Here is a 26405-nt window from a genome sequence, read left to right as displayed (position 1 = left end):
GTTGGGCTCATTGATGGTGCTGGTCACCAACATGGCCCGCGCCGCGTTGATCGTGTCAGTGGCCACCACTATGGCCATGTTCGGCAGCGACCTGCATACCTTCCTCAGCAAGGACGTCAAGAACGAGATCACCTACGTCATCACCGGCAAGAAGGAATCGCCGGAGGACCTGATCGACAAGAACCTGGGCTACATGCAGTTGGGCTTGTCGTCCATCGACGCGCTGGATGCGATGGGGGACGTCACCCTGGACAGCGCCAAGACGCGCGCGATGGGGTTTGTGGGTCTGGGCACGGGCGGCCTGCGGTCACCGCCACGAGGTAGCGCTGGCGCTGTTCATCGGCCTTGGCCCCCTGTTCATCCTGTGTCTGATATTTGAACAGACAAAGCAGCTATTCCAGAAATGGCTGCTGTACGGGATAGGCATGATGTTCTCGATGGCGGTACTGGCAGTGATGACGGCCATTGCGATGGAGATGGTGGCCAAGGTGGCGGGTGCCTTCTGGGGCAGTACGTTGCTGGGCAAGCTGTTGGGAGAGGACTTATGGCTGTACATACCGTCGCAACTGAGCATGAGCGCTCTTAAGCAGGCTGCACGTTGGAGCGTATGGCTGAGCATTGGCATTCGCCGCAAAGAAACGCGTCACAGCTGGCCACCTCGTAGTAATGAGCTAGGCTGTCCAAATGCAACCCATGCCTTGGCATGCAGCGGCCAGGGGTGTCTATGTAGCCCTGGAGAGACGCTGTGAAGCGCTCGTGCTTGCCATTAAGCTCGGCGTTTAAGCCACTCACGACACTCCAGAGTCAGGGCTTTCAAGGGCGGGTGGATGTTGCTTTGCATACGATGCGTCGCTCCTGAGTCTGGCGATGTAAGTGCGCTTATTGAAGGTTTTGCAGAAACACCACATACCCCAAAAAACTCGGACTACGTTCCAGATAAGCGGGTGCGTTCCACTCACCGGCCTGAATCAGTCCAACTTTGAAAGGCAGCCCCAGGCGACTCAGGCGTGGCAGGTAGGCTTTGTAATCCGGGATGCTGTGCCTGCCCTGATAGGTTTGAACCACCACTTCGTCAATCACGCCTTTGAGCTCGCCGATGACTGAAGCGTCGGCGTTACTGCTCCAGTCCATCAGGCCTGTGATGCTCAGCCGATAGTTGTCGGGAAGGCGCTGGCGTAGATCACGCAGAAATTCCACGTATTCGTTGAGATGGCGTGTGCGGGCGTCAAAGTCGATCTGGATGCCTGCAACGTCATTACCCACTTGCTGCCATCGATTGAGTTGCCCAAGCAACTGCGTGTAGACGGATTCCGGCCAGCGCAGAGTATGTGCACGATAAACAATCCAGAGCTCTTCTTGAGGCAGCCTGGACACTGCCATGCCCTGCGCGACAAAACTCACGCGTTGATGGCGCTCACTACGTGAGCTGCTTATCTGTCCTTGCAGCACGTACAGCGTTTTAGCCGTGGCGAGCACCTCTTGTGACGACACGCCTCCCCAAAGCCAGAATGCATCATAGTCGTCGGCCTCAACTGCAGCAGATGCCGAAGCCACATGGAACAGGCTTGCCAGCGTCAGCCATAATAGCGTCCGCATTTACCAGTAATGCTGTTGGGATTTAGCCCAACGAGTATCAGCAAATTCCTTCTTGAGGTCCTGGAACCAGTATTTACGAACACTGGGTTCTACATCCTTTCCGCCACAACTATTGATACCGGTCGGCCCATAGCAATTGATGCCGCGGTAAAGCGCATAAGCGCCGTCTGTGGGCGTGGCATGTGGATCGCTGATGGCGCTGACATAAGCGGTATGTGGCGAGAACGACTCGCCCGGGAAGCCCGAGGGGCCGCTGCCCAGTGCGCCGTCAGTCGGCTTTTCATTCAGCGGAGAGTCGTTCAGGTGGTTGCGCAACATGAACTCGGCCATGCAAATCAAGCCATGGCTGTTTTCCGGGTTTTCGTCCAGCGTTGCCGCAGTTTCGGCAATGCTTGGGCAACGGTAACCGGATTCCGCCTTTTCACCGTTCCATTTAAACAGTGCCAGTGAATGGCCCCGATCATATTGATAGCCCAGGCTGTAACTGAGCTTGGTATAAGGCACCTGATCAGGCAGTTGTTTCAGGTCCTTGGCAAACGCTGCAAACTGACCGTACATCAATTCTTTATAGAGCAGCAGAAAGAGGGCGGTGTCGCGTTCAGTTTTGCTGGGCCCTTGAGTAACCTGTTGACGCAGCAAGTCTGTATTGGCCGATTTGCCGAGCAGGATATACCGCACTTTCTCGTTATTGATCGGTGAGTTTGCGCGGAATGCCTCCGCTACCTGGCCGTTACGCTCATAGTTCATCGCCAGCACGAGTTGCAGTTGCTCTTGCTGCAAAGGCAATTGGGCCTTGGTCAACAATTGCAGCCAGAGTTGCTGTGCCGTCTTGTCATCCTTGATGTCCTCAAGCGCCAGGCCGCGCAACATTTGCTGGCTGAACGCGACATAGCCAAGTGTGTCGGGCACGTCGGCAGGCAACAGTTGCAGCGCGCGCTTCGGATTTTTTTCGGTATGGAAGGCAACTGCCGCTTGCAGGTACCTGAACAGTGCGGGGTGTTTAGCAAAAATGTCCTTTTGCTGGAGCAGGGCTGATTCAGTCAACGTGTTCGATATCCCCGCGCGCATCCACATCAGGTCATTGACCGCCGTGATCAGCGGCGAGTTGACAGGCGCTTTATTGGGGGTGATCAGCTTCAGATCCAGTTCGCGAATCAGCGCATTGTAGGCGGCGCTGTCGGTTTGAGTGACTTTGTCGATGTCGGTAAGCAGCATCTCGTATTCGGCAGCGAGCTTGTTGGTGTCCTGGACCAGCCAGTGGACACGGCGCAGCAGGCCACGGGCGGTGGCGGAATATGCGCCCGAGGGGGAGTTTTCAAGGTACTTGTTGAACGCCGCTTCGGCGCGTTGCGCAGCAGCCACATCGACCCGGTCAGGCTTCAGCTCGCCGTACTCAAAGGCTTTCTCCTGAGCCAGGTTCAACTCGCTGCGGCCGATCATGTACAGGGATGTGTCTTTCAGCCACGGATTGGCATTATCCGCGAGTGACGTGAAACCATAGGTGGCTTCGAGGAAGCGCCCACTGTAAAAATCGCCCGCAGCCTGCAGGTAGGTGGAAAAAGACTTACCTGCGGCGGACTGCACATCAACGGGCAGCACGCTTTTAAGTTGCTCTGGCTCCCAGGTACAAGCCGAGAGCATATGCAACCGGCTCGTGCCAAGTGCTGAGCGTTCAGCGGGGGAAAGGTCCGGCGTGTTTATCAGTGCCTGAATGAAATTTCCGGCTGTCTGTTCATTGTTGCTACGGCAACGACTGCCTTCACCGTCGACCAGGGTCGAGCTGGCGACCTCTGCCTGCTCGCGTTTGATTCCCAAGGTTTTCAGCAACCCATCAAGGCTCTGGCCTTTTACGCTGTCGGGAGATTTTGCGCCCACAGCGTCTGACGCGGGTTGAAGGCGATAGTAGGCGAAAGGCACCTCACCATAGCCTTCTGCGATGTCATCTTTGCTCAGTGGCGTGGGCGTCAGCGGCAGTTTGCCGGAGTCTGCCAGTAAGAGGCGTAAGTTGACGGAGCTGTGATTGCTGGGACTGAGAAAAGGAAAATTGCTGCAAGCACTGAATTGCTTCTTGTTGACCGACCAGATCGGTGCGCAGGAGTCATCCTCACTCGCCTGAGCCTGGAAAGCAGTGACCGCACTTAAAGCAAGAGCCAGAGTCGTCAGCAAGCGATGGTGCATAAAACATCCTTCATAGATAACTAACAGATCAGCGATGCGCATGATGGGCATTGATAGAGGCTTTATATACCCAGCGCGCACCTGAACAAATAGCACACATGTGCTATTGAAAACGGCGTGGCATGAATGAGTTAGTTGTCATGATTGGCCACACCTTTTCTAAGTCGACCAGTAAACGCGAGTCATGACAGGCGCGCACGATCAGAACCCATGAAGGAGTTATCCATGGAGCTAGGATTTTCGCGGAGCGTTAGAAGATTTTTTCTGTATATAGCTCTATGCGGTTCAGGGATCGTTATCGGAATTGTCATCGCCCTGATGTGGGACTCGGGGCGATACCCATCTTTTCTAACAGCTAGTTTGCCCGCGTCATGGAGCGGAGCGTCTGCGGAATTCGACAGTCGTCTGCGCGCCCGTTTTCCACTGGGTATGCCCGTTGATGAGTTCATTTTCGAACTTTACATGGAAGGTTTTAAACCCACGTGGTTTGAGAGTGCTGGTTATTACGGTGCTGTGCGAAGTGAGGGATGGGTACTGTGCAAAGTTAATGCCCGGGTCCGTTGGCAGCTTGGGCCGGGTGACACGCTTGCTTACATAGACGGCAACTACCGGGAAGAGGGCTGTCTGTAAATCCCGATCAACAGTGTCCCGGGAAACATCAGGTTCGAGGATGGCATTCAAGGATTACAAAGGATCCGCTTAATGAAGTACCCCGCTGTTGCAGTTCTTTTTTCTGGCTTTCACCTTTCAGCATGCTCTGGCACGGTCCATGGATTGTGGTAAGGCATCAGCCGAAATAGAACATTTGATATGCGCCGATTCCCGCCTAGTCACTGCTGACGCTGCTATGGGTAAAGCCTATGCGTCGATCCTGAAGAGCACCAATGAAGCCGATATTCGCAGCATGCTGGTTGCGAGCCAGCGTCGCTGGATTGCCGCAAAAGATCAGAGCCTTGGGGGGCTGCGCGACAGCATTAATGCGGCGACGGGTGAGCCGTACACCCGGCAGGCGCAGAGTAATATCGTACTGAATGCTATTCAGGGGCGTACCCGGCAGCAGGGCCGGGTGTCAGATCAGGCATCGGAGAAACCTGAGCTGGTTCAGCGAGCCATTGACCAACGTACGTCTGATGCAGGATTTACTGGCGGCCGTTTCGCGGGAAGTAACGTTGCATGTGAGTTTGTGCCGTAAGCCTATGCCTATGCTTACGGGTGTTTCGGGGCTCGTTTTCATCAGAATAACAACCGGGTCTGCAGTCTTTCTCAGGACTGGGCCAGCGGGGAGCTGTATCAAACCCGCGCCGTTGCGGACGTCATTGACGGTAAGCTGGAGCTGATTGCGACGTGCAAACCCGGCACCAAGGGAAACGCTGAAGAAGACTTCCAAATTTAGGCAAAATCCCCAGATTCCACCCGACGAGTTTCCCGGTGAAGCAGATACCTTCACCTATGCCGAATACGCCGGCAAGCCTAAGCAGACCCGCAAAGAGTTGTTCCTGATCGAGATGGATCGGGTGGTACCCTGGAAGGGTTTGATTGCCCTGATCGAACCCCATACCCGAAGGGCGAAGGCGGCCGTCCTGCCTATCTGTTGATGGAGATGCTGCGGGCTCGCCTCATGCAAAACTGGTTCGGCTACAGCGCCCCTGCGATGGAGGAGCCCTGTGCGAGACGACGATTCTGCGCCAGTTTGCGGGGCTGAGCCTGGAGCGCATTCCTGACGAAACCACCATCCTCAACTTCCGTCGTTTGCTGGAAAAGCACGAGTTGGCGGCAGGGATTCTTGCGGTGATCAATGGTTATCTGGGGATCGTGGTCTGCGCGCTGCGCCAGGGCACCATCGTCGATGCAGCGCTGATCGATGCGCCAGCGTCGACCAAGAATAGGGGTGGCAAGCGCGACCCGGAAATGCACCAGGCCAAGAAAGGCAATCAATGGTACTTCGGCATGAAGGCCTATTTCGGGTCGGATGATGAATCAGGCCTGGTGCATAGCGTGGTGGGCACTGCAGCCAATGTGGCCGATGTCACTCAGGTCGATAAGCTGCTGCACGGCGACGAAAACGTGGTCTGTGCGGATGCCGGCTATACCGGCGTGGAGCAGCGTCCCGAGCATGAAGGTCGCGAGGTCATCTGGCAGATCGCGGCACGGCGCAGCACCTACCAGAAGCTGGGCAAGCGCAGCGCCCTGTACAAAGCCAAGCGCAAGATCGAAAAAGCCAAGGCGTAAGTCACGAAGGTTGAGCACCCGTTCCGGGTGATCAAGCGTCAGTTCGGTTATCTGAAAACTCGCTTCCGTGGCCTGGCCAAGAACACGGCGCAGTTGGTGACGCTGTTTGCATTGTTGAATCTATGGATGGCCCTCCGACATTTATTGAGCAATGCAGGAGAGGTGCGCCTGTAATGTCGGGAATAGACGCCGCGAGGTGCTCGCAGCGGCTAAAAAGACAGGAATGAGTCAGTGATCTGAGCGTTTGGGATCGACTCGCCACTTTCAAAATCGATGGTGGCCGAAGTCAGCCAGAAATACATGGCTACTTCAGACCATCCCTAGTGGGTGTCAAAGAAGATATCCCTGGTTTTTATCTGAATTAGATGAAGAGTGTCGCGCAGATTCTTGCTCAGCGATGTGCAAATTCTTGCACGCTTGCCTGGGGGCGGGGCTTTCATGTCTTGCAGGGGGTTATCCACAGTTTTTTTCAAAGCTGAGTGTGCAACTATTTGCCATGTTGTAGAGCTGGGACTGTTGAGTGATACAGATCCCACAGGAAATTTCATTAGTGAGTTTAGGAAGTTTCCTACGTCTCTCGTAGCGGGCGTGAGTATATGATCCCGCTGGATGTGCGCAAATTTTCTCTCGGCTTATTGGCATGTAAACATGCTACATGTGAGTGGGTTGTTGTAATGGCTGGGCCTTTATGAGGCTCGGGTTGGCCGGGTTCGATTCTTTTGGCAGTTCGCCCTGGCACGCCTGTGCTTTCTGGCGAAGAAATATGAACTGGCCAAGACCCAGCTGGAAACCCTTGACCAAACATTACAGGACTCAAGTCTTCACGCTTGGGAGTCGGACCTTGCGCTCGAAGATGCTCCATCTACTGCATAGTTGTTGCGAGTTGTTGCCGCAGACCCATGCAGTGCGCGAACGCAAGGAAGAGATCTATCGCAGGCTGTGCCACCTCGATCTCGAAGTGGTACTCGAATAGGCCTCACGGCCACAACCGCAAGGAGAAAGCCCATGGTCAAAGAAGGCTCGGTAGCCCCCAAGGAAGGTGGTCACGGGCAACTCTTAAAGTTTAAGTTTTTGAATAGGTCCCTTAACCGGTTTCCATATACCTTACCGCAGCCGCTGACCGCGATGGCACGTTCAAGCAACGTAGCAGCGCCGACACATGAATTCTCACGGTAAAGGGAGAAATGTGTAATTCCTTGGCGATTTCCTTGTTGGTTTTGCCTTCTGCGACAAGGCGCAATACTTCTTGCTGGCGGGCTGTAAGTGTGTTGGTTTGCAGTGGCAGCAGGCCCGAGGGCGCGAACTTGACTACCACATCGCCTTCTCTGATCGCCAGCAGCGCCTGGCCGATTTCGTCAGGAGTAATGTTTTTACCGATAAAACCGTCAATACCTAAAGCCATGAGCTGTTCGATCAACCTTGGGTCATCAACCATTGATACCACTATTAACGTGGTGCGCCGTAACTGCTGTCTCAGCTCACTCAATTGGCTCATGCAGGTCAAGCCTGGAAAGCGCAGGTCGAGAATCAGCGTGTCGACTTCCTCGCTCGTTTCGATCAGAGACTTTACAGTCTCGAGGTCCCCGGCTTGTTCCACTGTCGCCTCGGGTAGCAGTCGCTGTACGGTGCGTAACATGGCCTCGCGAAACATGGGGTGATCGTCGGCAATAATGATTCTACATGGCATATCTAGTTCTACCCTGAGTTAGGCGTATTACTGTAGCACCGTTCGATGGCTACACGTGGCGCATATCATTGATCTACCGGTTACGCCGTAGGGATGCTCCCCCATGAAATCTGAGAAAAACACCGAACTCCACCAAGCAAACTTGCGCATCATTGTGGCTGCTTGCGCCATTGTGTATATCAGCATACTGGGCTTTCTGCCTGGGCATACTGTGGACACTTATCTGCCCATAATCCTCTACATCGCCGGGTTCCTGGTAGCTTCCATTGGTTTTCGCTATGTCATTGCTAATTGGCTAGGACATTATCCGTTACGGCGGATCATAGGGATGGTACACGACTACGCGGGGACCTCGTTCGGTCTGGTGGTTGGCGCAGAAGCAGCGTTGCCTCTCTATGCGGTAATGGTCTGGGTCAATTTGGGCAACGGTATGCGCTATGGCTCGCGCTACCTTGCAATTGCCACTGCACTAGCGTTGTTGGCTTTGTTGATTGTCTACTGGCTGACGCCTTTTTGGCAGGCGCAACCGTTCATGGTGCTGATGCTGATTATTACCAGCACGGTTATTCCGATTTATGCTCACCTTTTGTTGGAACGTACACGCAAAGCATCGGAAGAAGTTGTTGCCGCCAACCTAGAAAAGTCTCGTTTTTTGGCACAGGCCAGCCATGACTTGCGGCAACCGATCCACTCAATTGGTCTATTCACCGCGTGTCTGCGGGAATCGCGCCTGGGGGATGAAGAGCGGCGCTTGGTTGACAGTATCGATCGTTCTCTACTCAACGTATCGCAACTCTTCCGTTCGATTCTCGATCTTTATACGTTAGACAATGGCCGGGTAATACCCAAGTATCAAACCCTGCAACTGGGGAGCTTTCTCACAGATATCGTACACCAGAATATCGAGGCTGCCCGCTGGGCGGGTGTTGAGTTGCACCTGCGGCCCTGCTCTCACTGGGTCCGAGCGGACCCTATACTTCTTTCCGCGATGGTTCAAAATGTACTTTCCAATTGTTTCAAGTATGGTGCCCAGCGGCCTGTATTGATCGGCGTGCGCAAGCGCGGTGACGGGCTGGCTATCGTTGTTTACGATCAGGGGAGGGGGATTGAAGAGGAACATCTGCTAAAAGTATTCGAAGAATTTTATCGTGTGCGTCATCAGCGGGATAAGGACGTTGAAGGCGTTGGGCTGGGCCTTTCCATCGTCAAGCGTCTGGGCATTATGATGGATCTAGAAGTGGCTTTACGCTCGCGTGTGGGCCATGGCACGTCCGTTTGCCTGTATGGCTTATCGCTGGCGATACCGCCACAAAATGCAAACCTTCGCGAAGACGTGCATCAGGCCGGGATGCTGAGCGGTTTGAAAGTGTGTCTGGTTGAGGATGACTATAACGTCCTGCTGGCCACTCAGGCGCTGCTGGAGCGCTGGGGCTGTGAGGTGCAAGCTGAGCTGACCGGCCGGGACCTGGCCAGCGACTGTGATGTCATCGTCGCTGACTATGACTTGGGTAACCACACCACTGGCATCGAGTGCATAAATCATCTGCGCCAACAGCGCGGTTGGGCAGTGCCGGCGCTGATACTTACCGGGCATGACGTCGAGACGATCCAGGCGGAGTTGAGCGAGCATCAGGTCTGTATCCTATCAAAACCCGTGCGTCCATCCGAGTTGCGCGCTACCTTGCGAGACCTCAGCCAGAAACAGTCAAGTGTACAAGTACCTGTTGCATGATGGTGGTCTCGTCCTTTCCAGCGAGACTGGGCAATTAGCGAGCATCCATTAATAAATAAAGCGCTGGGGGTGATGAGTGCCAAAAAAACGAATCCATGTATTCATTGTGAATTTCTTTGTTGCGTGTGACGTAAAAACGCTTACGCAAGCGGAGCTAAAAGAGCGCTCTAATTACGTTGAAGAAAATTATTATTGTTTATTTCCCAGTATATTATCCAGGTCCTCGGTCATCTGTCTGTTCTTCTGAATCGGTACCAATTTGAAGAACATCTGCTTCGCTACATTGATCATTTGCATATAATCCATCTTGCCTATTGCCATCGAGCCTTGTTCACCTAGTATGCAGACGAACTCAAACGTACGCCGGACCCAGAACTCCTTGGGGTCCTGCCATTTACTGTTCACTTTAAGATGCTGCAAAGTGTGGCCGATGCGCTCTACAGATTGACCGTTGAGAAAGCGCACCTTACGCGTTGGACATTGGGCTTCAAGGTTGTAAGCGTCGAACATCGGCTTGCCCGTCTCTTCATAGACCAAGGTCACCGCCACCAATTGCGCGCCCTTGGTGACTGGAGACGGCAACACGGAGGTGCGGTCGGCGACATACATGATGTTTTTGTGTGCGATGCCGTTACCGTAGAGGCGGTCTCAAGAAGTAAGCGCAACACGTGATTTGAACTCGGTGATCTCTTTGTCGATCACTTCGGCGGGCGTTTCCAGCCAAGCGTCTGACGCGCACGTGTGTTCATGCGCATCGCAACGTGATTGAGATGCTCCTGGCTCGCGCCCGATAGATCAATGCCCTGGGGCAGGAACTGCCGAAGCAATCCGTTGGTGTTCTCGTTGCTGACGCGCTTCCACGGCGCGTGTGGATCAGCAAACCACACGTCGATATTCAAGCGGTCCATCAGCTCCGGGTAGCACGTCAGTTCCGTGCCTCGATCGTAGGTCAAACGGTATTCCCTACTTCCAACCGGCCCTAGTCAGCGTATAGCGAAGGCGCGATGTCCGCCGCCGCGCCATTATTCTTTCTCGTTGCAGTTGATCACACTAATGTCGGTGATCATATCCTGATTATCAGTGAACGCCGTGATGCTGCAGAAGTAGTCGATGATCGTCCTGTTTACTTCATAACCGGTCTTGCGATAAATGTTTTCGGTACCAACTGGCATGATGCCGGTGGTGCCGGCAAGATAGGTCTGCCGCTGGCCCACATACTCGACCCCGGTCTGGACGAACACTTTCTCAGGCGTTGTGTGGGTTTGAATGCGGTTCCATGCGTAGAAGCCGCCGCTGGAAGTATAGGGTGAGGGTCCGATACCCTGGTCTGGCTTTCCAAATACCGCAAAAGCAGCCTGAGCAGGTTGGCCTACCAGCTTCTGCGCGGCCACCTGGACATCATTGGGGGTGGTCGAGCAGGCGCTGACGGCCAGGATCACCATGCCAATGCATAGACGATGTATCGAAGACATTGAACGAACTCCTTATCGTTTTGTGTGGGGGGTGCGGAAGGATACCCGCCGTAGCCACCAGTCGCCAATGGGGGCCGCTTCTTCTGCCAACACTCAAGTGGCAGCGCTAGCCAAAGCCAGAATGGTGAGAAACTTATTTAACTTGAGCAGTGGTAGCATGGTGTTTCTCCATTTATGTTTTGTTTTTTAAACTAAGGTTGTATATCGTATGAAAAGGAGCGCCACTTAGTACTCGACACAATAATCTGTACAGACAGTCATTTCCGCCTTTTATTGGGGACTGCCAACCAGCGGATGTGATTATTTTATGGTGCACTGGTCGCCCATTCCCATGCATCATGGATGCGGGGGCAACCATAGGACCGCTCGGCGTTTCGCACATGTATTCAGCTGTGGCGGTTTTAGCTGTGAAATAGGTGTTACTGAAGTCGTTTCTTACGTTTGAGGCGTTGGTAATTGGCTTGCTGATAGTCGTTTGTGCTCGATTCTTAAGATCACTCTCAGCTGGCTTGATGACCTGGCATTCGGTCAGGTCGAATGCCAAGGCACCTAATACGGTGAGATTGGAAATGGTGTGCAAAGTAACTTTATGTTCTTTATGTTTCGGATATTCTTGGTGATTGCCGGTATTTTTTCGGTCCTCTCGGTCGACTTACAATGAGTTTCAATATTCTACGCATCGGTTTGTCTAAAGCGTGCGTTCACCTTGGACGTTAGCAAATCTTAATGTTTAACGAGGCTGGGGAAAATAGTACGGATGTTCTAATGTCTATTGGCCAGTATGGCGACTGGGCCAGCTTTCTTTGCAAAAATACAGAGTAAACGCGCCATGAAGCACATACAAAACCGTAATCTGATGACCGGCGCTGTGCTCCCGATTTCTTTCAGGAGCCAACGATCATGATGCGTCCCGACGCCAAAGTCGAAAAAATGTACCTTTTGGGTAGCTGAATGTGCGGGTATAAGCTTGGTGAGGGTCAATTTAGTCACACTAAATAGCAAGTTGCCGGTTTCACGTGTCGAATTTGGCGGTGTGATAGTAGTTAAAGTGGTTGATAAGCATAGAGTACTCCTCGATGGGGATTACGTAGAGGGGCAGATACAGAGCAATCGTAGTCGGTGAATATTGGCTATCGTTACTTGTGGTAGAAGTCCAATTTTGGAAATGAGGTTGTTAATCCACTAATCGAAGCATGCAATACTAAAAATCATCGCGACGTGTTTCGCTGGAGTGATAAGTGAATGCTCGTGCAAGTATGAAATTAACTAAAAATAGCAAGCAGGAAACAATGAAGACTTTACCTGTGCGCGCCTTAGTCGCAGGATATAGTTCTTGCTATAAGCGTGTAAAAATTGAAGTTTATTCGCATTTGTAAGCTAGGTTGTGATGAGTTAATTAATTCTGTTTTATAATGCTTTAGGTGGGTTGATAAAGCTCTAACAAAATTTCTGAGTGTAAAGGTATTGATCTTAATATACATGGCTTGTGATGAAGTAGTGCATGGGTTTAAGTGTGCGGTAAAAGTATTGGTTTAGTGGGGGCATGTGCGCAAGGGAAATTAGGGCGGATGTACTAATTCCTTATTGTATTTCGTGGGTCATTTTGGGTGGTGAGCCCAGCGGTGGCTATCTAGTACATGTGTGCTATTGAAGGGGGAGGGGGGGGCAGCTGTTTATACTTCTTCGATTTCAAGGTCCAGATCGGCCCCAAAGGAAAAACTCATTGGCATGGCGAGGCTGTAACATCACGGCTTGGGCGCCAAAAGCTATGGGGGTTTTTCGCGCCATCACGCGGATTCAAGAGGGTCACAAGGAATGAGTTCAGCTGAAAAAAACGCACCACGATCTACTGGCATATTGATATCGGTAATAGGTATCGCTCTGGGCCTAACCGCTGCCGTCTACATAAGCCCTAAAGACGAGTATTTCTTGGGTAATTTTGCACACTACTGGTTGCCGCAAGTCGCCGTGCTTTTTGCAGCGATTCTATGCAAAGCATCAAGAGGGACGCTTGGCGGAATCGCTGCAGCCATGGCGCTGTACTTGTACCTTTGCGACATCGTGATCACAGATTCTATGGAATGGCTCATTTATCTCTACAGCTTTCCCGGCATCCTAATCGGAGCATTGCTTGCCATATTTTTTACTCCTTCACGGATGCCGTTCGAAGCACCGATAGCCTTTGGCTTTGTTGTTCTAGGCATAGCGCTGAATCTGGCAGCCCTGGCCCTGTAAGCGCGAGGAACATGCGGGACGCAAAGTCATCTGGCAGGTTACAGCCCGGCGCAGCACCTACAAAAAATGGCAAACGCCGCGTATTGTACAAAGCGATACGCAAGATCCAGAAAGGCAAGGCTCAGGTTCGCGCCAAGGGTGAGCATCCATTTCGGGTGATCAAGCGCCAGTTTGGTTATACTCAAAATGCGCTTCCAGGGCTTGGTGAAGAACACTGCTCAAATGGTGACGCTGTTCGCCTTTTAGAACCTGTGGATGGCACGTCGACATTTGCTCTGCGGCGTGGGAGAGGTGCATCCATAATGGGGGCAATGGCTGCTACGAGGCGCTTGCAGCAGCAAAAAACATAAGTCGACAGAAAGGGGTGCGATTCATACTTCGCAGGCTTTTGATCATTGAAAAAAGGCATTATGTTTGTAGAACAAGCGGTTTCCCATAATAATCGCCGAGGCTTTTACGCGCTTGGGCGCTGAACTAGATTGAAGATGGAGTATTTGCGTGAAGAAGACTGCCCTGTCTTTACTCGTATCGTCTGTCCTGCTTACAGCCTGCGGGCCTGACAAAATCGTTTACGATCTTCCTTCATCCAATGGCAAATATCACGCTCAGGTTCGAATTTGTCCTGAGAGCGGCTCCATTACGTGGGGCGAGCAACTGGAGGTCAGAATCCTTGATGCTGGCGTATCGGAAGAATGCCATTCGGTTGTGAAGTCCTTGATAGGATTCAACGCTCGTCCGCCCGGATTGGCAGTCGAACAGTTGCAACTTGAATGGCTTTCGAACACACAGTTCAGGGCATGGTATCCGAGCTTGAAACCTGACGAGGAACCCTCGGGCTCGTACAAAAAGCACAACAGTCCAGTCCAGATAATATATTTGCCCAAGCCGTGACATTTCATGATTGCGAATGCGTTGAAAACTGCAACTCACAGGGCAGTGACTGGCTTGCTGCTCACAGCCGTCCCAAACGCGCCGCTGGCCTCGGCAGCCGAAAAAAAGCACTGTGCGACCAGACGTTCACCGGAAACATCAAGCTCCCGGGCGTACCTGGCCGCAGCAATCCAGGGGGGGGCAGATGCAGGTTATAGGCCGGAATGGACGACTTCCTGTTCAGCCCCATCAACCTGCCGACCAGAGCAAACGCTTGACGGCGGTCGAGCCACGCAACTGAGAGCAGGGTGCAATCGTTGTGACTCGCGATAGCTTCAACGTGGACCTGTCCGGTCTCAAGCAACTGGCTCGAAAGGACCGGGCGAACATTCAGAGCCAGGTGACGGATGTGGCGCGCAATACTGAGAACGATCTGAAGCGTGTGCTGAGGCTCTAGGGCGCACGTTAGCTAAAAATTGGATTTGATAATTAATCCTTCGGAATCATGATTTTATGATATTCAAGTGGAGTGTAGGAACTTCCCTGCATCTTGCTTCATATGATCAGTCTATACGCTCCTCAAAAAATACACTAAAAGTATGAACCTCTGCTAAATTAAATATTTCAAGTTTTCACGTATGACGCACGATGATGCTCATGGCGTGAGTGAGGGCGAATATTTTTTGGTCTTAAATAAAATCGTTTGATGAGGCGTTTGAGAAATGAAAGTGTCACAGTGCTGTGGGATGGCTTGGGTTCTTGTGATTTCAATAGATGTAAATGCAATCTCTATCAATGGACCCACTCCTCTAAATATCACTGGGTCCTTTATTCCGGTTATTCCGAATGGATTTAATGTCGGGACCTACACATATGGAGCGGTAAATATTAGAAACGGCGCTAAGCTCACCAGTCATTCAGTTGGAGATGGATCTGGACAGCTCGGAGTAGATAATGGTTCGGAGGGGGTTATAGTTGTCTCGGAAGCAGGTACGCACTGGGACAGTACAGGAGAAACCAAAGTAGGCGTTAACGGTAAGGGGCTGTTGGTTGTTGACGATCAAGCGCTTGTTTCTGTAGGTGAGTCGCTCAGTGTGGGGGTGGAAGGGAATTCAAACGGGCGTGTGCAGGTCAGTAACGGCGGTACTATCGATATAGGACAGGGGCTAAATATCGGAGGGCAGGACTTTGCGCAAGGCAGCGTTAGAGTGACGGGAGGGGGTGTTATAAATGCTGGAATTTCGGGTGACGGAACTATAAGGCTCGGTGCGGGGAGTGACTCGGTTGGAGAGTTGCTTATTTCGGGAGACGGCTCGGCAGTAAACACGACTGGCGTAACGGTTGTGGGTGAAAGCGGGAGTGGGACCGTAACGCTTCAGGATAAAGGTCAGCTAAACACAGAAAAGTTGATTTTGGCAGAAAATGCCGGTTCAAATGGGGTGCTTTATATAGGGTCTTCAAATATTGGTGCCCCGGCTGAGGCTGGGATTTTGAATGCAACTGAAGGCGTCTGGCTTGGTAGTGGTGGTGCTAGTGTCGTTTTCAATCATGTCACATCCGATTACGAGTTCGGATCTGCTATCAAAGGGGACGGTTCAGTTTTAGTGGTGAATGGCCGAACCATTTTGACTGGCGCTAATACGTATAGCGGGATAACTACTGTGGCTGGCGGGGTGCTTGAGGCTGGAGGCGAAAATGTCTTTAGTGAAAACTCTGACTATGCTGTACTCCAGGGCGGAACGTTATCTCTTAATGGGTATAGTCAAAAAATAGGGAGCTTGACCAATAGCGGTGTTGTTTCATTACAGAGCGCTCACGCTGGGACAGTTCTCACAATTAATGGAGACTACATTGGGAACAATGGGTTGTTGATATTCAACTCCGTGCTGGAGGGTGACACGTCCTTGACGGATCGCTTGGTAGTCGTCGGAGATACCTCCGGGCTTACAAAGGTCAGCGTCAATAATTTGGGTGGGTCTGGTGCATCGACGCTGAACGGGATAGAGCTTATCACCGTCCAGGGGAACTCTTTAGGGGAGTTTGAAAAAGCTGGCCGAATTGTAGCCGGCGCTTATGACTACTCTCTAGTTAGGGGGGTAGGCTCTAATAGTGGGAACTGGTATTTGGACAGCGGAAGTCCTGAGCGTCCAGGAGCGCCAGACTTACAAACTATTCGACCTGAGGCCGGTTCGTATTCTGCAAACCTCGCAATGGCAAATGTGCTATTTAACTCCTACTTAGAGGATCGGCCCGGTCCGCGAGATTATATTGATCCGCTAAGTGGTGAAAAAAAGTCAACAAGCTTATGGATGAAAGCTGTTAAAGGTCATGCGCGAGGTGTAGATGATAGTGGTCAGCTTAATACCCGCTCCGACCGTCAGTCTATGATGATAGGTAGTGATGTAGCGTCAGGGGCAACGGAAAAGGGAGGGGGGTGGCGTCTAGGCGCTTTAGTAGGTTATGGCAGCGGCACTAATGATACTAGCTCTAAGCTGACCTCGTACGATTCGAAAGGGCGGGTTTCGGGCTATTCGGTAGGTGCCTATGGTACCTGGTACGAAGACTCCATAGATAAGATGGGTACCTATGTTGATGGCGTGCTCCAATATAATTGGTTCGATAACTCTGTGAAAGGTGAAGGCTTAAGTGGTGAGCAATATAAGTCCAGCGGTCCAATTGCTTCGGTAGAAGTTGGATACATTGTGGAGGTTGCAAAGCTTAATGATTTCTCAGTTGATATTCAGCCTAAAGCTAAAGTGACTTGGTCTAGTATAAAGGCTGAGGATCATATTGAAACCAATGGAACTGTTGTTAAGCTTATTGATGGGAGCGGTATCTCCACCAGCTTAGGCGTGAAGGCATTCCTAAAGAAGAGTGATGGAGGCTCGGCAGTAAGTAGTGAGGTTAAACCATATGTTGAGGCGGGATGGATTCACAATGATCAAGTGTATGGTGTAAATATGGATGGTGTGAAGGTGTCTCAGGACGGATATCGAAATGTCGGACAAATAAAAGTGGGCGTGGAAGGAGATTTCACCTCTCGGATAAGCTTGACTGGAGCGATTGCCAACCGATTCGGTAGCCGAAGCTATAGTGACACTGTTGCTGAGCTAGGTATGATTTACAGCTTCTAGGAAACTTCTGAAAGAACTTCCCGGTCTGGTGAAATACTAACCTCATACGAATTTAACGATTCGGCCCAACGAAACAGATGGCCTGCACCGACGCCGAGTATTCCGGTAAACGTAAGCAGGTCCGCCGTGGGCGCTTCCTGATCGAGATTGATTAGGTTGTGCCTGGAAGGGTTTGGTTGCCTTGATTGAAACGCATTAGACCTTGCTTAAGTATCGTGCAGAAAAACAAGGCTCGCTCCAGTAGATATCTTCTGTGAGTACGCCTGCGAAAATTAATCTGTATTGTGTAGCGTGGTTAAATAACCTTCATTATCTATGCAGGTTAACACGCTACCGGTGCTCGATCGCCGTTGTTAGGGAGCAGAGCTTTGATATATTTCCTAAAGGAAATAGGCTCCAAAAAACAATGAGTGTAAAGCGTGCTTAAATTTATGAATCTGGCACTGTCACTTATTCAGCTCCCCGTAAGCGTACATGCAACGCAAAATAGCGAGCACTTTTATCCATCGCGTCCTCGGCTGAAAATGTGTTGGTGGGTAGCCGTGATTTGGATGAGCTGATTATCTCAAACACTTTGACCGTCCGGGAGACCTACCGAACGCCAGCATTAAGGACGATGGTGTCCGCGTATTTTTCAGCGGACGCGATCGCCCTTATCGCTAGGATTTTCATGCGCCAACGACGCTCTTCCCCCAAGCCGTTCGAAGCCAAAGCCGTCCAGGAATGCCTGCAACCCGGAGCGACGATTTCTAGCGTAGCCATCCATCACGGCATATCTTGTTACAACCATTCACCTGTAGGCATCGCCCACAAAGAACTTCAAACTTTCACTCTAGTCCTAATGTAAGGCGTGCTTTAAACCGTGAGCGCCTGCTGACAACCCATCGAGGTTCAAAAAATGAAAATGACACTACCCACCCTGGTTTTGGGTGTCCTCATTTCGCAAGGAGCGATGGCAGCCGGAGATGGCACAGCCGCTCTTGGAGGCGGCGTTGGTGGTGCACTTGGCAATATCGTAGGTCAACAGCTCGGCGGCTCAACCGGCGCGGCAGTGGGCGCAGGCGTAGGTGGTGCTGCCGGCAGTGCTGTCGGCGCTCAAAGAGGCAACAGAGCGGAAGCCGCGTTAGGTGGCGGTATCGGCTCGGCTGGTGGCTCGCTCATTGGTAACCGCCTCGGCGGCACGACTGGCTCAACTATCGGTGCAGGTCTGGGCGGCGCTGCGGGTGGCGCGCTAGGAAACAACTTGGCGGATGATGAGAGCAATCATCGGTCGGATGGTAAGAAGCACAAAGGTAACAACAAGCATAAACACAAGAACAAGCATCGTTAGTTTCGGGTGCTGTTACATCGAAGCCCGGCCTAGTGCCGGGCTTTTTGTTATCTGTATTTCGATGCCGTTAAGCACTGAGCATGCGGCAGATACTCCTTGGCCACCGATGCGAAGAGAATATCGAAAGCACCTGAATTCGTGCCTATAGGTCAAATATGTTTTGTGTTTACACCGCTGTTTAGGGAGCACTAGGCAAGCACATGATGCGCGATCACCCATCTCTGGAAGATCCTGCCTCATGTCGACTTCAGCAACCAAACCTCCATTCGCCGGCAAAACGTTTGAAGTGCGTTACGACGGTTTAAGCGCGCTCAATATTTATGCTGAGGATGGCCAAAGCCTCAGCTATGAAATTATCGGCGGCGATCTCAAAGGCGCTAAAGGAAAGGTCAACTACGAATGGAAGGCTATCTCACCAACCGCTTTCGTGATCACCTGGCAAGAAGCTGATGGTGCGACCGTGGTTCATATCGACGACTTCACGGCCGAGACATCGCTCTCTTTCTACACAACCCCCACCCTCGACTTGTACCGACTTGAAGGCTCGCTGACTAAGGTATAGAGACCGGTCTCAGCTTGGCCGTAGATTATGCCCTGCGTATTGGGGGCAAACCCGGACCAGCATTCAAATCGAATTCCATTACACCGTCGTCGCCCGCCAAAGTGCGGGCTTCTTGTTTCTGCCCTTACCAGTTAGGATCAGTGCTCGCATCCGTATGGAGGGGGCTGCATGAAACCCACTGCAACCAGGCTCGTCAGGATCACCGCTTTTATGAGTGCGTGTGCCGGCGTGACCTATGTAGCCCATGTCGTTAGCCAGGAAGTGGCTTATGTTCATGCGAAGGTCAGCAAATTGGCGAGCGCTGATACCCCTCGGCAAGAGGTTAAATGGCCTGAAGCCGTCGCATTGCCAGAGTTACGTGTTTCTACCCCGAAGACGGGCGGCACGATTGGTGCTGATGACTGAGTGTTGTGTGAGAGCATTACGATCGATATTTCACGAACCTTTCACAGGTGGGCGCCTATGGTTACCCCAGCTCCTAGCGATCATCCCTTTAAGCCCGCTACTCCCCATCGCGGGCTTTTCTTTGCCTGGGATTTTTCAACCGCGCCAGCGTTCAGCTAAGCTACGCCTTCTATGCCCTCGAACGGAGTCGAAGCCATCTCCACGCCACAACACTCACTTCCTGATACGCTTGAACGGATTTACGAGAACCAACTCGCCCTTGAGGCCGCACTGATGGAGCTGCCCCTTCTAGTCGAGAAGCAGGGCCATGATATGGCCGGAGACAATGTACGTGGTGCCTTGCTTACCATTGGCGAGAACGCTGGGCATATTTAGCAGGGAGTGGCTAAGTTGAGGGCACAAGGGCAGGATTGATCACCAGGGGGAGGGCAGCGCCGGCATGCGTAATTACGAGATGATGGTCCCCGATCTCGACGACGTCCACTAAAGCAAAAAGTGAGATCAGGTCTAGTCCTTCGGCTCTACTAATCGCAGTATCTAGTGACTCGTTTCCTTTATCCAACATGGCTGCAAACTCTCTGGCCTTTTCGTGCGTACTGAAAAGTTCAAGCATTTCAGCAGACCAGATTTTGTCGAGACCGCGATACGCCAACGTCTCTGGGGATCCTGAGCTTCCCAGATAATAAGCATGCCTGTTCGCGAGAGCTTGAGTGACCGGATGGTTGGCTCTTCATCGAATGGGTTGTAAGGCAAAGCTGCCTCATCTAGCTTCTGGCAGATCCGAGCGAGCCTGCTAGTGAACGATTCGCGGGGATAGCGCTTCTCGAGTGCAGCCATGCTCTCATCTCTGCATGCGGGCGGGAGACTGAACGTATCATTCCCCGCATTCAAATTACCATTAGCAACAGGTACAGATAGGCGTTGCACGTTCGAGCATCGAGACGCTCCGTTGGACACTGGAACTCAGCCAGACTCAGTGAACAGGACCTTTAACCGTTCCTCTGCAGTTTCGTTTTTCAGCTCGTCCGCTGCTTCGTCAAGGCGAGCCTTGGTATCCGCAAGCAGTTACTTCATGGCCGTCGATGATTTTTCTGCCTGAAGAGCTTGATAGAGCGTGAGCCCGCTTATCCCGATCATCACCGTCCAGTGCCAGCGCAAGCCCTCCATGAGCACTCCCATCACGCCCGTGGCACCTAAGAATAATAAGGTCATGCATAAGCTATTGCTATTTAGGGTTTTTCAGGGCTTTTTCATGCCTGCGCATAACCCTCACGCCTCGAAAAACACCAGCGCCCGGTCCTCGATACTCAGCCGCCGGTAGAAAAATTGTCGCAGCCTGTCCCTTTTTTTCACCTCGCCTGTCATTCCAGGCAAGTGAATTAAATCGAGAGCTTCCGCCAATGCCCGCCGTCTCACCCTTGCGCTTGCGCCCGTTGCTGAACCTGAGCCTGATGCTAGGCCTCAGCGCCAGCCCCTTATTCATGCCGGTCAGCTATGCCGAAGACAGCGCCGCTCGCCGTAGCGTCCAGGTGCCGGCCGGTAGCCTGAGTGCGGCATTGACCCGTTTTGCCGGGCTCTCGGGCGTCAATCTGTCGGTGGACCCGGCACTGGTCAGCGGTCGCAGCAGCGCTGGCCTGTCTGGTGAGTACGCGGTGGAAGAGGGCTTTGCCCTTTTGCTGCAAGGCTCTGGCCTGCAACTGCAACCGATGGGTGATCAAGCCTATAGGCTGGTGCCGGTGCCGGAGGGCAGCAGCCTGCAATTGGCGCCGACCTCCATCGTCGCCACCACCGGGCTTGAGGGCGGTGATACCTACGCGGGCGGCCAAGTGGCGCGCCGTGGCTCGCAAGGCCTGCTGGGCTCGCGGGACTTTATGGAAACGCCGTTCAGCATGACCACCTACACCGAGCAATCGGTGAAGAACCAGCAGGCGCGCACCCTCGGCGACTTGATCGCCAGCGACCCATCGGTGCGCGCCACCAACCCGGCCGGCGGGCGCTATGAGCAGTTCACCATTCGCGGTTTCAGCCTGTTTAACAGTGATGTGGCCTACAACGGCCTGTACGGCGTATTACCGACGTACACCATCGACATGGAGATGGCCGAGCGCGTCGACATCCTCAAAGGCCCGAGCCAGTTGATCAACGGCATCTCACCGCGCGGCAGCGTGGGTGGCGGGATCAACGTGGTGCCCAAGCGCGCCACCGACAAAGACATCAATTCGTTTACCGGCACCTGGGCCTCCGGCAGCCAGGCGGGTGGGGCGGTGGATGTGGGCCGGCGTTTTGGTGAGGAGAATAAATTCGGCATCCGTTTCAACGGCGTGAAGCAGTCCGGCGATACCGAATGGGACCACCAGAGTGTCGACCGTGAGATGGCCGTGCTGGGCCTGGATTTTCGCGGCGAACGCCTGCGTCTTTCCACGGATATCGGCCACACCGAGCGTGACACCGACGCCCCGCAGGAGCGTGTACAAATTGGCCCAAATGCCAGGGTGCCAAGTGCCAGCGATGTGCGCCGCAACTACGCGCAATCGTGGAGCAAGGCCAGCACCAACGATACATTCGGCACGGTTAACGGTGAGTTCGACCTCAGTGACAGCGTGATGCTCTACGGTGGTGTTGGCGCGCGTAAAAGTAATCACGATTTCCTGCGTCACGCGGTGTCCGTCACCAACAACGCCGGGGATTTCAGCGTGCAGCCGCGTGATTTTACCCGCGACGAAAACGTGCGCACCGCCACTGCCGGCGCGCGCAGCTGGTTCCACACGGGGCCCGTCAGCCATGAGCTCAACCTGGCGGCCAGCTACTTTTATATGGACTTTGAAAATGGCGGCGCGCGCTATGCGGCGCCACCGAGTAACCTCTACAACCCGGTGCAAACGCCGACGCCGTCGCAGCCAACGCGCTTCGACTCCAAGGTCTATACAGAGAATAAGTTCAGCGGCGTAGCACTCTCCGACACCCTGGGCTTCTTCGACGACCGCCTGCTGCTGACCCTCGGCGCGCGCTGGCAGCGGGTCAAGGTCGATGACTGGACCGACAACGTCAAAGGCGACACCGCCTATGACGAGGAAAAAATCTCGCCATCGGGCGGCATCCTCTTCAAAGCCACCGATAAGTTGTCGTTGTACGCCAACTACATGGAAGGCCTGAGCCAAGGCAAGATCGCACCGTCTACGTCGATTAACGAAGACGAAATTTTCCCGCCGTTTATCAGCCGTCAGGTCGAAGTGGGCGCCAAATATGACGCCGGGGCCTTTGCCGTCACCGCCGCCGTCTTCCGTATCAAGCAGCCGGCCTATGAAACCAACGCCACCACGCGGGTGTTCGGGCCCAATGGCAAGCGCCAGAACGACGGGGTGGAACTGAGTGTGTTCGGCGAACCGCTCAAGGGTTTTCGCCTGCTCGGCGGCGTGATGTACATCGACAGCGAACTGACCCACACCACCAACGGCAGCTATGACGGCAACCGCGCGCCGGCCACGCCCAAGTACAACGTCAACCTGGGGGCCGAGTGGGATGTGCCGACGCTCGAAGGCTTGACCCTGACCAGCCGGGGCATCTATTCCAGCTCGCAGTACCTGGACCAGTCCAACGTCAAGCAGATCGACGCCTGGAACCGCATCGACGTCGGCGCGCGTTATGCCTTCAAGGTCGATGACAAACACATCACCTTGCGGGCGAATGTCGAGAACGTCGCCGATAAACGCTACTGGAGCTCGGCCGGGGCCTCGGATGACAGCGAACCGGGTTTGACCCTGTCGACACCGCGTACCTACTTGTTGTCGGCCACAGTCGATTTCTAGCACCTGTTGTTGATCGGCTTTTTGTGGCGAGGGAGCTTGCTCCCGCCGGGCTGCGCAGCAGCCCCAACCCAGGCGATCGGGTTTTCCCTGAAAGAACCCATCAGCCGAACAGGGGCCGCTTCGCGACCCAGCGGGAGCAAGCTCCCTCGCCACCGGATGTGTTCAGCGGCTCTAAATGAAAAAGCGTTAATAAGAATGTTTTTTGATTGCATCGCCCCGATATGGAATAGTACCCGCCGTTTTCCCCGGCCTGTCTAGCTGGGGTGTTCCAACGCCGAGGTCTTTGTCATGCGAATGCTGCGCTCCATCCCGACCCTTGCCGCCTGCCTCCTGGCGTTCTCCTCAAGCGTGTTAAGCGCTGCGCCCATCGACCTCAATGACGGCCAGCATGCGCTGCACTTGCCGGATGCGCCCAAGCGCGTGGTGGTGCTGGAGTTTTCCTTTCTCGACAGCCTTGCCGCCGTTGACGTCACCCCAGTCGGTGCTGCCGATGATGGCGACGCCAACCGCGTTTTGCCGCGCGTGCGCCAGGCCATCGGCGAATGGAAATCCGTGGGCTTGCGCTCGCAACCGAGTATCGAAGAAATCGCCCGGCTCAAGCCGGACCTGATTGTCGCCGACCTCAATCGCCATCAAGCCTTGTACAGCGACCTGTCGAGCATCGCGCCGACCTTGCTGTTGCCGTCACGCGGCGAGGATTACCAGGGCAGCCTCAAATCCGCCGAGCTGATCGGCAAGGCCCTGGGCAAAAGCCCGCAGATGGAGGCGCGCATCGCCCAGAACCGTGAGCACTTGCAGGCAATCGCCAAACAGATCCCGGCGGGTGCCAGCGTGCTGTTCGGTGTTGCGCGGGAAGACAGTTTTTCGGTGCACGGCCCGGACTCCTACGCCGGCAGCGTGCTCCAAGCCATTGGCCTGAAAGTGCCGTCGGTGCGTGCCAAGGCCGCCCCCACCGAATTTGTCAGCCTGGAACAACTGCTCGCGCTGGATCCGGGTTGGTTGCTGGTGGGGCATTACCGCCGCCCAAGCATCGTCGACACCTGGAGCAAGCAGCCGCTGTGGCAAGTGCTCGGTGCCGTGCGTAACCACCAAGTGGCTGAAGTTGACGGCGACAGCTGGGCGCGCAACCGTGGCGTACTGGCCTCGGAGCAAATCGCCGAAGACGCCCTGGCAATCCTCAAAGGCGGCAAAGCCGTATTGAGCCAATAAGCATGGGCCGCAGTCTTGCGGCAGCAAGCATTGTGCTGCTGGGCGCCATGTTGTTCTGGCTGTCGTTGTACAGCTGGTCACCGTTCACCCTTACGGCGGCGGATGCCTGGAACGGCTTGGTTCACCAGGGCAGCGTGGGCGGCAACATGGCCTATATCGTCGCCCAGCTGCGGGTGCCGCGCGCGGTGTGCGCGGCGTTGGTCGGTGCCTGCCTGGGCCTGGCCGGGGCGCTGATGCAGGGCATTACCCGCAACCGCCTGGCATCGCCGTCGTTGTTTGGCGTGACGGCGGGCGCGGCGTTGGGGCTGGCACTGTTCTCGACCGGATTAGTCGCGCCGCCGTTTGCCGGTGGCGCATTGTTGATGACCTGCCTGGGCGGCGCCTTGGCCTGGGTCACCGTATTCAGCCTGGGCGGCGCGTGGTCGCCGACCACCGCCCAAGGTCGGCTGGTATTGGCCGGCGTGGCCGTTGCCGCGTTGTGCGCGGCATTGACCCGGCTCACGGTGATTTTGGTCGAGGCCCAGGCACAAAGCGTGCTGAACTGGCTGGCCGGTTCCCTGGCCAATGTCGGCGCCGCCCAGGTGCAATTGCTCTGGCCTTGCACCTTGATCGGCGGCCTGTGGGCGCTGTGGTGCGCCCCGCGCCTGAACCTGATCAACCTCGGCGAAGACGCTGCGCGCTCGTTGGGCGTGGGCATTGCCAGCCTGCGCTTGCAGGTGTTCATCGCCAGCCTGTTGCTGGTGGGCGCGAGTGTTTGCGCGGTCGGCCCCATAGGGTTTGTCGGGCTGATCGCGCCGAATATCATTCGACAGTTTCTGGGCAATGACTACCGCTGGTTGATCCCGCTGAGCGCGGCGTTGGGCGCGGTGATCGTGCTGGGCGCCGACTTGCTCAGCCGTGCGGTGGCTTTTCCGGTGGAGACCCCGGCGGGTGTGGTCACCGCGCTGATTGGTGCGCCGTTCTTCCTCTTTCTAGCCAGGCGCACGCTATGAGCCAGCCACGATTACGCCTATGGCTGCTGCTCGGCTTGTTGCTGGTCGCGACCTTCGTCAGTCTCAGCGCCGGCACAGTGTGGCTTAATCCAGGAGCCGTGCTGGAGCGTCTGCTGGCCCACGATACCCTCGACTTCGAAGTCTGGAACCACCGCTTGCCGCGTAGCCTGATCGCGATTCTGGCCGGTTGCGCGTTTGGCCTGGCCGGCGCGATTGTGCAAGGTGTGATTCGCAACCCGCTGGCCTCGCCGGAAATCCTCGGCGTCACTCAGGGCGCAGGGCTGGCGCTGACGGTGGCGATCATCAGCTGGCCGCACATGCCGATTGCCTGGCTGCCGTTGGTGGCCTGCCTGGGCGGGGCCGGTGGCGCCTTGCTGCTGGCGCTGTACAACACCGGCGTGAGTTTTTCCGGGGTGCGGTTTGCGCTCTCGGGGGTGGCGATTGCGGTGACCTTGTCCAGCGTCACCGAGTTTCTGATCCTGTCCCATCCGCTGGATATCAACACCGCCTTGCTCGCACTCACCGGCAGTTTGTGGAGCCGTAACTGGCACCACGTGGCGCTGGTGCTGCCGTTCCTGCTGCTGATTCCACTGGGCCTGTGCCTGGCCAAACCGCTGAACCTGATCGCCCTCGGCGACGAAGCCGCCCACAGCCTGGGCACCGCGCTGGGCCGCACGCGCTGGTGGGCGATGGCCTGTGCGGTGGTGCTTACCAGCCTGGGCGTCGGGGTGATCGGGCCGATTGGTTTTATCGGCCTGGTCGCGCCGCACATGGCGCGGCGGCTGGTCGGCGGGCATCACCAGTGTCTGTTGCCGGCGGCGATGCTGATCGGCGCGCTGTTGCTGGTACTGGCCGATACCCTCGGGCGTACGCTGATCGCGCCCAGCGAAATTCCGGCTGGGGTTCTCACGGCGGTGATTGGCGCGCCCTATTTTCTTTGGTTGCTGGCACGGTTCAAGGGCTGATGA

Annotated in this window: 21 protein-coding genes and 4 pseudogenes; 18 read left to right on the top strand and 7 right to left on the bottom strand. The window is 54.5% G+C overall.

Going from position 1 to position 26405, the window contains the following annotated elements:
* The first annotated feature begins 1 nt into the window (after position 1).
* Together ACA065_RS19835 and ACA065_RS19830 are read left to right on the top strand one after the other, a co-directional pair.
* Positions 2-379 carry a hypothetical protein gene (locus ACA065_RS19835; RefSeq protein WP_497691164.1) on the top strand — a complete coding sequence of 126 codons (378 nt, stop codon included), beginning with the start codon at positions 2-4 and terminating at the stop codon, positions 377-379.
* A complete protein-coding gene (locus tag ACA065_RS19830) occupies positions 279-749 on the top strand; it encodes a type IV secretion system protein (protein WP_497691163.1) in 471 nt (156 codons plus the stop codon). Before ACA065_RS19835 ends, ACA065_RS19830 begins: the two co-directional genes overlap by 101 nt.
* A gap of 130 nt (positions 750-879) precedes the next feature.
* On the opposite strand, the gene ACA065_RS19825 is transcribed toward ACA065_RS19830, so the two are convergent.
* Entirely contained in the window at positions 880-1596 is a 717-nt protein-coding gene (locus ACA065_RS19825) for a DUF3142 domain-containing protein (protein WP_497691162.1), read from the bottom strand.
* Positions 1597-3774: a PA5441 family protein gene (locus tag ACA065_RS19820; protein WP_497695386.1), complete on the bottom strand. Its 2178-nt coding sequence runs from the start codon at positions 3772-3774 to the stop codon at positions 1597-1599.
* Between the two features lie 769 nt (positions 3775-4543).
* Between ACA065_RS19820 and ACA065_RS19815 the strand changes: the two genes are divergently transcribed.
* The 3 genes and pseudogenes from ACA065_RS19815 to ACA065_RS19805 all read left to right on the top strand — a co-directional run.
* The gene (locus ACA065_RS19815; protein WP_497695385.1) at positions 4544-4966 is read left to right on the top strand and encodes a lysozyme inhibitor LprI family protein; all 423 of its coding nucleotides are present in this window, start codon (positions 4544-4546) and stop codon (positions 4964-4966) included.
* Positions 4967-5180: 214 nt separating this feature from the next.
* Positions 5181-6177 (top strand): annotated as a pseudogene (locus tag ACA065_RS19810) (IS5 family transposase).
* A gap of 519 nt (positions 6178-6696) precedes the next feature.
* A pseudogene (locus ACA065_RS19805) lies at positions 6697-6976 on the top strand (type VI secretion system domain-containing protein); the annotation flags it as partial.
* A 111-nt stretch (positions 6977-7087) separates the two neighbouring features.
* Here ACA065_RS19805 and ACA065_RS19800 read toward each other — a convergent pair.
* A complete protein-coding gene (locus tag ACA065_RS19800) occupies positions 7088-7690 on the bottom strand; it encodes a response regulator transcription factor (RefSeq protein WP_497691161.1) in 603 nt (200 codons plus the stop codon).
* A 103-nt stretch (positions 7691-7793) separates the two neighbouring features.
* Between ACA065_RS19800 and ACA065_RS19795 the strand changes: the two genes are divergently transcribed.
* Entirely contained in the window at positions 7794-9422 is a 1629-nt protein-coding gene (locus ACA065_RS19795) for an ATP-binding response regulator (protein ID WP_497691160.1), read from the top strand.
* A 189-nt stretch (positions 9423-9611) separates the two neighbouring features.
* Here the strand turns inward: ACA065_RS19795 and ACA065_RS19790 are convergent, their stop codons facing one another.
* The 3 genes from ACA065_RS19790 to ACA065_RS19780 all read right to left on the bottom strand — a co-directional run bounded on the left by ACA065_RS19790 (position 9612) and on the right by ACA065_RS19780 (position 10894).
* Positions 9612-10031: a hypothetical protein gene (locus ACA065_RS19790; RefSeq protein ID WP_497691159.1), complete on the bottom strand. Its 420-nt coding sequence runs from the start codon at positions 10029-10031 to the stop codon at positions 9612-9614.
* An 89-nt stretch (positions 10032-10120) separates the two neighbouring features.
* Positions 10121-10375: an IS30 family transposase gene (locus ACA065_RS19785; RefSeq protein ID WP_497691158.1), complete on the bottom strand. Its 255-nt coding sequence runs from the start codon at positions 10373-10375 to the stop codon at positions 10121-10123.
* 69 nt (positions 10376-10444) lie between these two features.
* Positions 10445-10894 carry a hypothetical protein gene (locus ACA065_RS19780; RefSeq protein ID WP_497691157.1) on the bottom strand — a complete coding sequence of 150 codons (450 nt, stop codon included), beginning with the start codon at positions 10892-10894 and terminating at the stop codon, positions 10445-10447.
* A 1815-nt stretch (positions 10895-12709) separates the two neighbouring features.
* On the opposite strand from ACA065_RS19780, the gene ACA065_RS19775 reads away from it, so the two are divergent.
* The 8 genes and pseudogenes from ACA065_RS19775 to ACA065_RS19740 all read left to right on the top strand — a co-directional run bounded on the left by ACA065_RS19775 (position 12710) and on the right by ACA065_RS19740 (position 19805).
* Positions 12710-13129: a hypothetical protein gene (locus tag ACA065_RS19775; RefSeq protein WP_497691156.1), complete on the top strand. Its 420-nt coding sequence runs from the start codon at positions 12710-12712 to the stop codon at positions 13127-13129.
* A pseudogene (locus tag ACA065_RS19770) lies at positions 13128-13375 on the top strand (transposase); the annotation flags it as partial. The gene ACA065_RS19775 and the pseudogene ACA065_RS19770, both read left to right, overlap by 2 nt.
* 1346 nt (positions 13376-14721) lie before the next feature.
* Positions 14722-17133, top strand: coding sequence for an autotransporter outer membrane beta-barrel domain-containing protein (locus ACA065_RS19765; RefSeq protein WP_497691155.1), 2412 nt, complete (start codon positions 14722-14724; stop codon positions 17131-17133).
* 77 nt (positions 17134-17210) lie between these two features.
* Positions 17211-17329: pseudogene (locus ACA065_RS19760) on the top strand (IS5/IS1182 family transposase); the annotation flags it as partial.
* A gap of 702 nt (positions 17330-18031) precedes the next feature.
* Positions 18032-18463 carry a hypothetical protein gene (locus ACA065_RS19755; RefSeq protein ID WP_497691154.1) on the top strand — a complete coding sequence of 144 codons (432 nt, stop codon included), beginning with the start codon at positions 18032-18034 and terminating at the stop codon, positions 18461-18463.
* Positions 18464-18701: 238 nt separating this feature from the next.
* Entirely contained in the window at positions 18702-19025 is a 324-nt protein-coding gene (locus tag ACA065_RS19750; protein WP_497691153.1) for a MoaF-related domain-containing protein, read from the top strand.
* 168 nt (positions 19026-19193) lie between these two features.
* Entirely contained in the window at positions 19194-19430 is a 237-nt protein-coding gene (locus ACA065_RS19745; protein ID WP_497691152.1) for a hypothetical protein, read from the top strand.
* Positions 19431-19601: 171 nt separating this feature from the next.
* Positions 19602-19805 carry a hypothetical protein gene (locus ACA065_RS19740; protein WP_497691151.1) on the top strand — a complete coding sequence of 68 codons (204 nt, stop codon included), beginning with the start codon at positions 19602-19604 and terminating at the stop codon, positions 19803-19805.
* A 690-nt stretch (positions 19806-20495) separates the two neighbouring features.
* Here the strand turns inward: ACA065_RS19740 and ACA065_RS19735 are convergent.
* On the bottom strand, positions 20496-20642 hold the full coding sequence (locus ACA065_RS19735; protein ID WP_497691150.1) for a hypothetical protein: 147 nt from the start codon (positions 20640-20642) through the stop codon (positions 20496-20498).
* A 188-nt stretch (positions 20643-20830) separates the two neighbouring features.
* On the opposite strand from ACA065_RS19735, the gene ACA065_RS19730 reads away from it, so the two are divergent.
* From ACA065_RS19730 to ACA065_RS19715, 4 genes are all read left to right on the top strand, one after another.
* Positions 20831-23236 carry a TonB-dependent receptor gene (locus ACA065_RS19730; protein WP_497691149.1) on the top strand — a complete coding sequence of 802 codons (2406 nt, stop codon included), beginning with the start codon at positions 20831-20833 and terminating at the stop codon, positions 23234-23236.
* Positions 23237-23530: 294 nt separating this feature from the next.
* Positions 23531-24445 carry a Fe(3+) dicitrate ABC transporter substrate-binding protein FecB gene (locus ACA065_RS19725; protein WP_497695384.1) on the top strand — a complete coding sequence of 305 codons (915 nt, stop codon included), beginning with the start codon at positions 23531-23533 and terminating at the stop codon, positions 24443-24445.
* 2 nt (positions 24446-24447) lie between these two features.
* On the top strand, positions 24448-25437 hold the full coding sequence (fecC, locus tag ACA065_RS19720; RefSeq protein ID WP_497691148.1) for an iron-dicitrate ABC transporter permease FecC: 990 nt from the start codon (positions 24448-24450) through the stop codon (positions 25435-25437).
* The gene (locus tag ACA065_RS19715) at positions 25434-26402 is read left to right on the top strand and encodes an iron chelate uptake ABC transporter family permease subunit (protein WP_497691147.1); all 969 of its coding nucleotides are present in this window, start codon (positions 25434-25436) and stop codon (positions 26400-26402) included. Before fecC ends, ACA065_RS19715 begins: the two co-directional genes overlap by 4 nt.
* Positions 26403-26405 lie beyond the last annotated feature (3 nt).

The organism is Pseudomonas sp. LBUM1640, from assembly GCF_059716225.1.
Note: the sequence above shows the minus strand (reverse complement) of the source record. Positions and strands in the feature narration are given on the sequence as shown.

Bases quoted from the DNA above. Each gene is read 5' to 3' on its own strand.
- ACA065_RS19825 (WP_497691162.1), bottom strand. From the start codon at position 1,596: ATGCGGACGCTATTATGGCTGACGCTGGCAAGCCTGTTCCATGTGGCT.
- ACA065_RS19820 (WP_497695386.1), bottom strand. From the start codon at position 3,774: ATGCACCATCGCTTGCTGACGACTCTGGCTCTTGCTTTAAGTGCGGTC.
- ACA065_RS19815 (WP_497695385.1), top strand. From the start codon at position 4,544: ATGGATTGTGGTAAGGCATCAGCCGAAATAGAACATTTGATATGCGCC.
- ACA065_RS19800 (WP_497691161.1), bottom strand. From the start codon at position 7,690: ATGCCATGTAGAATCATTATTGCCGACGATCACCCCATGTTTCGCGAG.
- ACA065_RS19795 (WP_497691160.1), top strand. From the start codon at position 7,794: ATGAAATCTGAGAAAAACACCGAACTCCACCAAGCAAACTTGCGCATC.
- ACA065_RS19790 (WP_497691159.1), bottom strand. From the start codon at position 10,031: ATGTATGTCGCCGACCGCACCTCCGTGTTGCCGTCTCCAGTCACCAAG.
- ACA065_RS19780 (WP_497691157.1), bottom strand. From the start codon at position 10,894: ATGTCTTCGATACATCGTCTATGCATTGGCATGGTGATCCTGGCCGTC.
- ACA065_RS19775 (WP_497691156.1), top strand. From the start codon at position 12,710: ATGAGTTCAGCTGAAAAAAACGCACCACGATCTACTGGCATATTGATA.
- ACA065_RS19765 (WP_497691155.1), top strand. From the start codon at position 14,722: ATGAAAGTGTCACAGTGCTGTGGGATGGCTTGGGTTCTTGTGATTTCA.
- ACA065_RS19755 (WP_497691154.1), top strand. From the start codon at position 18,032: ATGAAAATGACACTACCCACCCTGGTTTTGGGTGTCCTCATTTCGCAA.
- ACA065_RS19750 (WP_497691153.1), top strand. From the start codon at position 18,702: ATGTCGACTTCAGCAACCAAACCTCCATTCGCCGGCAAAACGTTTGAA.
- ACA065_RS19745 (WP_497691152.1), top strand. From the start codon at position 19,194: ATGAAACCCACTGCAACCAGGCTCGTCAGGATCACCGCTTTTATGAGT.
- ACA065_RS19740 (WP_497691151.1), top strand. From the start codon at position 19,602: ATGCCCTCGAACGGAGTCGAAGCCATCTCCACGCCACAACACTCACTT.
- ACA065_RS19735 (WP_497691150.1), bottom strand. From the start codon at position 20,642: ATGACCTTATTATTCTTAGGTGCCACGGGCGTGATGGGAGTGCTCATG.
- ACA065_RS19730 (WP_497691149.1), top strand. From the start codon at position 20,831: ATGCCCGCCGTCTCACCCTTGCGCTTGCGCCCGTTGCTGAACCTGAGC.
- ACA065_RS19725 (WP_497695384.1), top strand. From the start codon at position 23,531: ATGCTGCGCTCCATCCCGACCCTTGCCGCCTGCCTCCTGGCGTTCTCC.
- fecC (WP_497691148.1), top strand. From the start codon at position 24,448: ATGGGCCGCAGTCTTGCGGCAGCAAGCATTGTGCTGCTGGGCGCCATG.
- ACA065_RS19715 (WP_497691147.1), top strand. From the start codon at position 25,434: ATGAGCCAGCCACGATTACGCCTATGGCTGCTGCTCGGCTTGTTGCTG.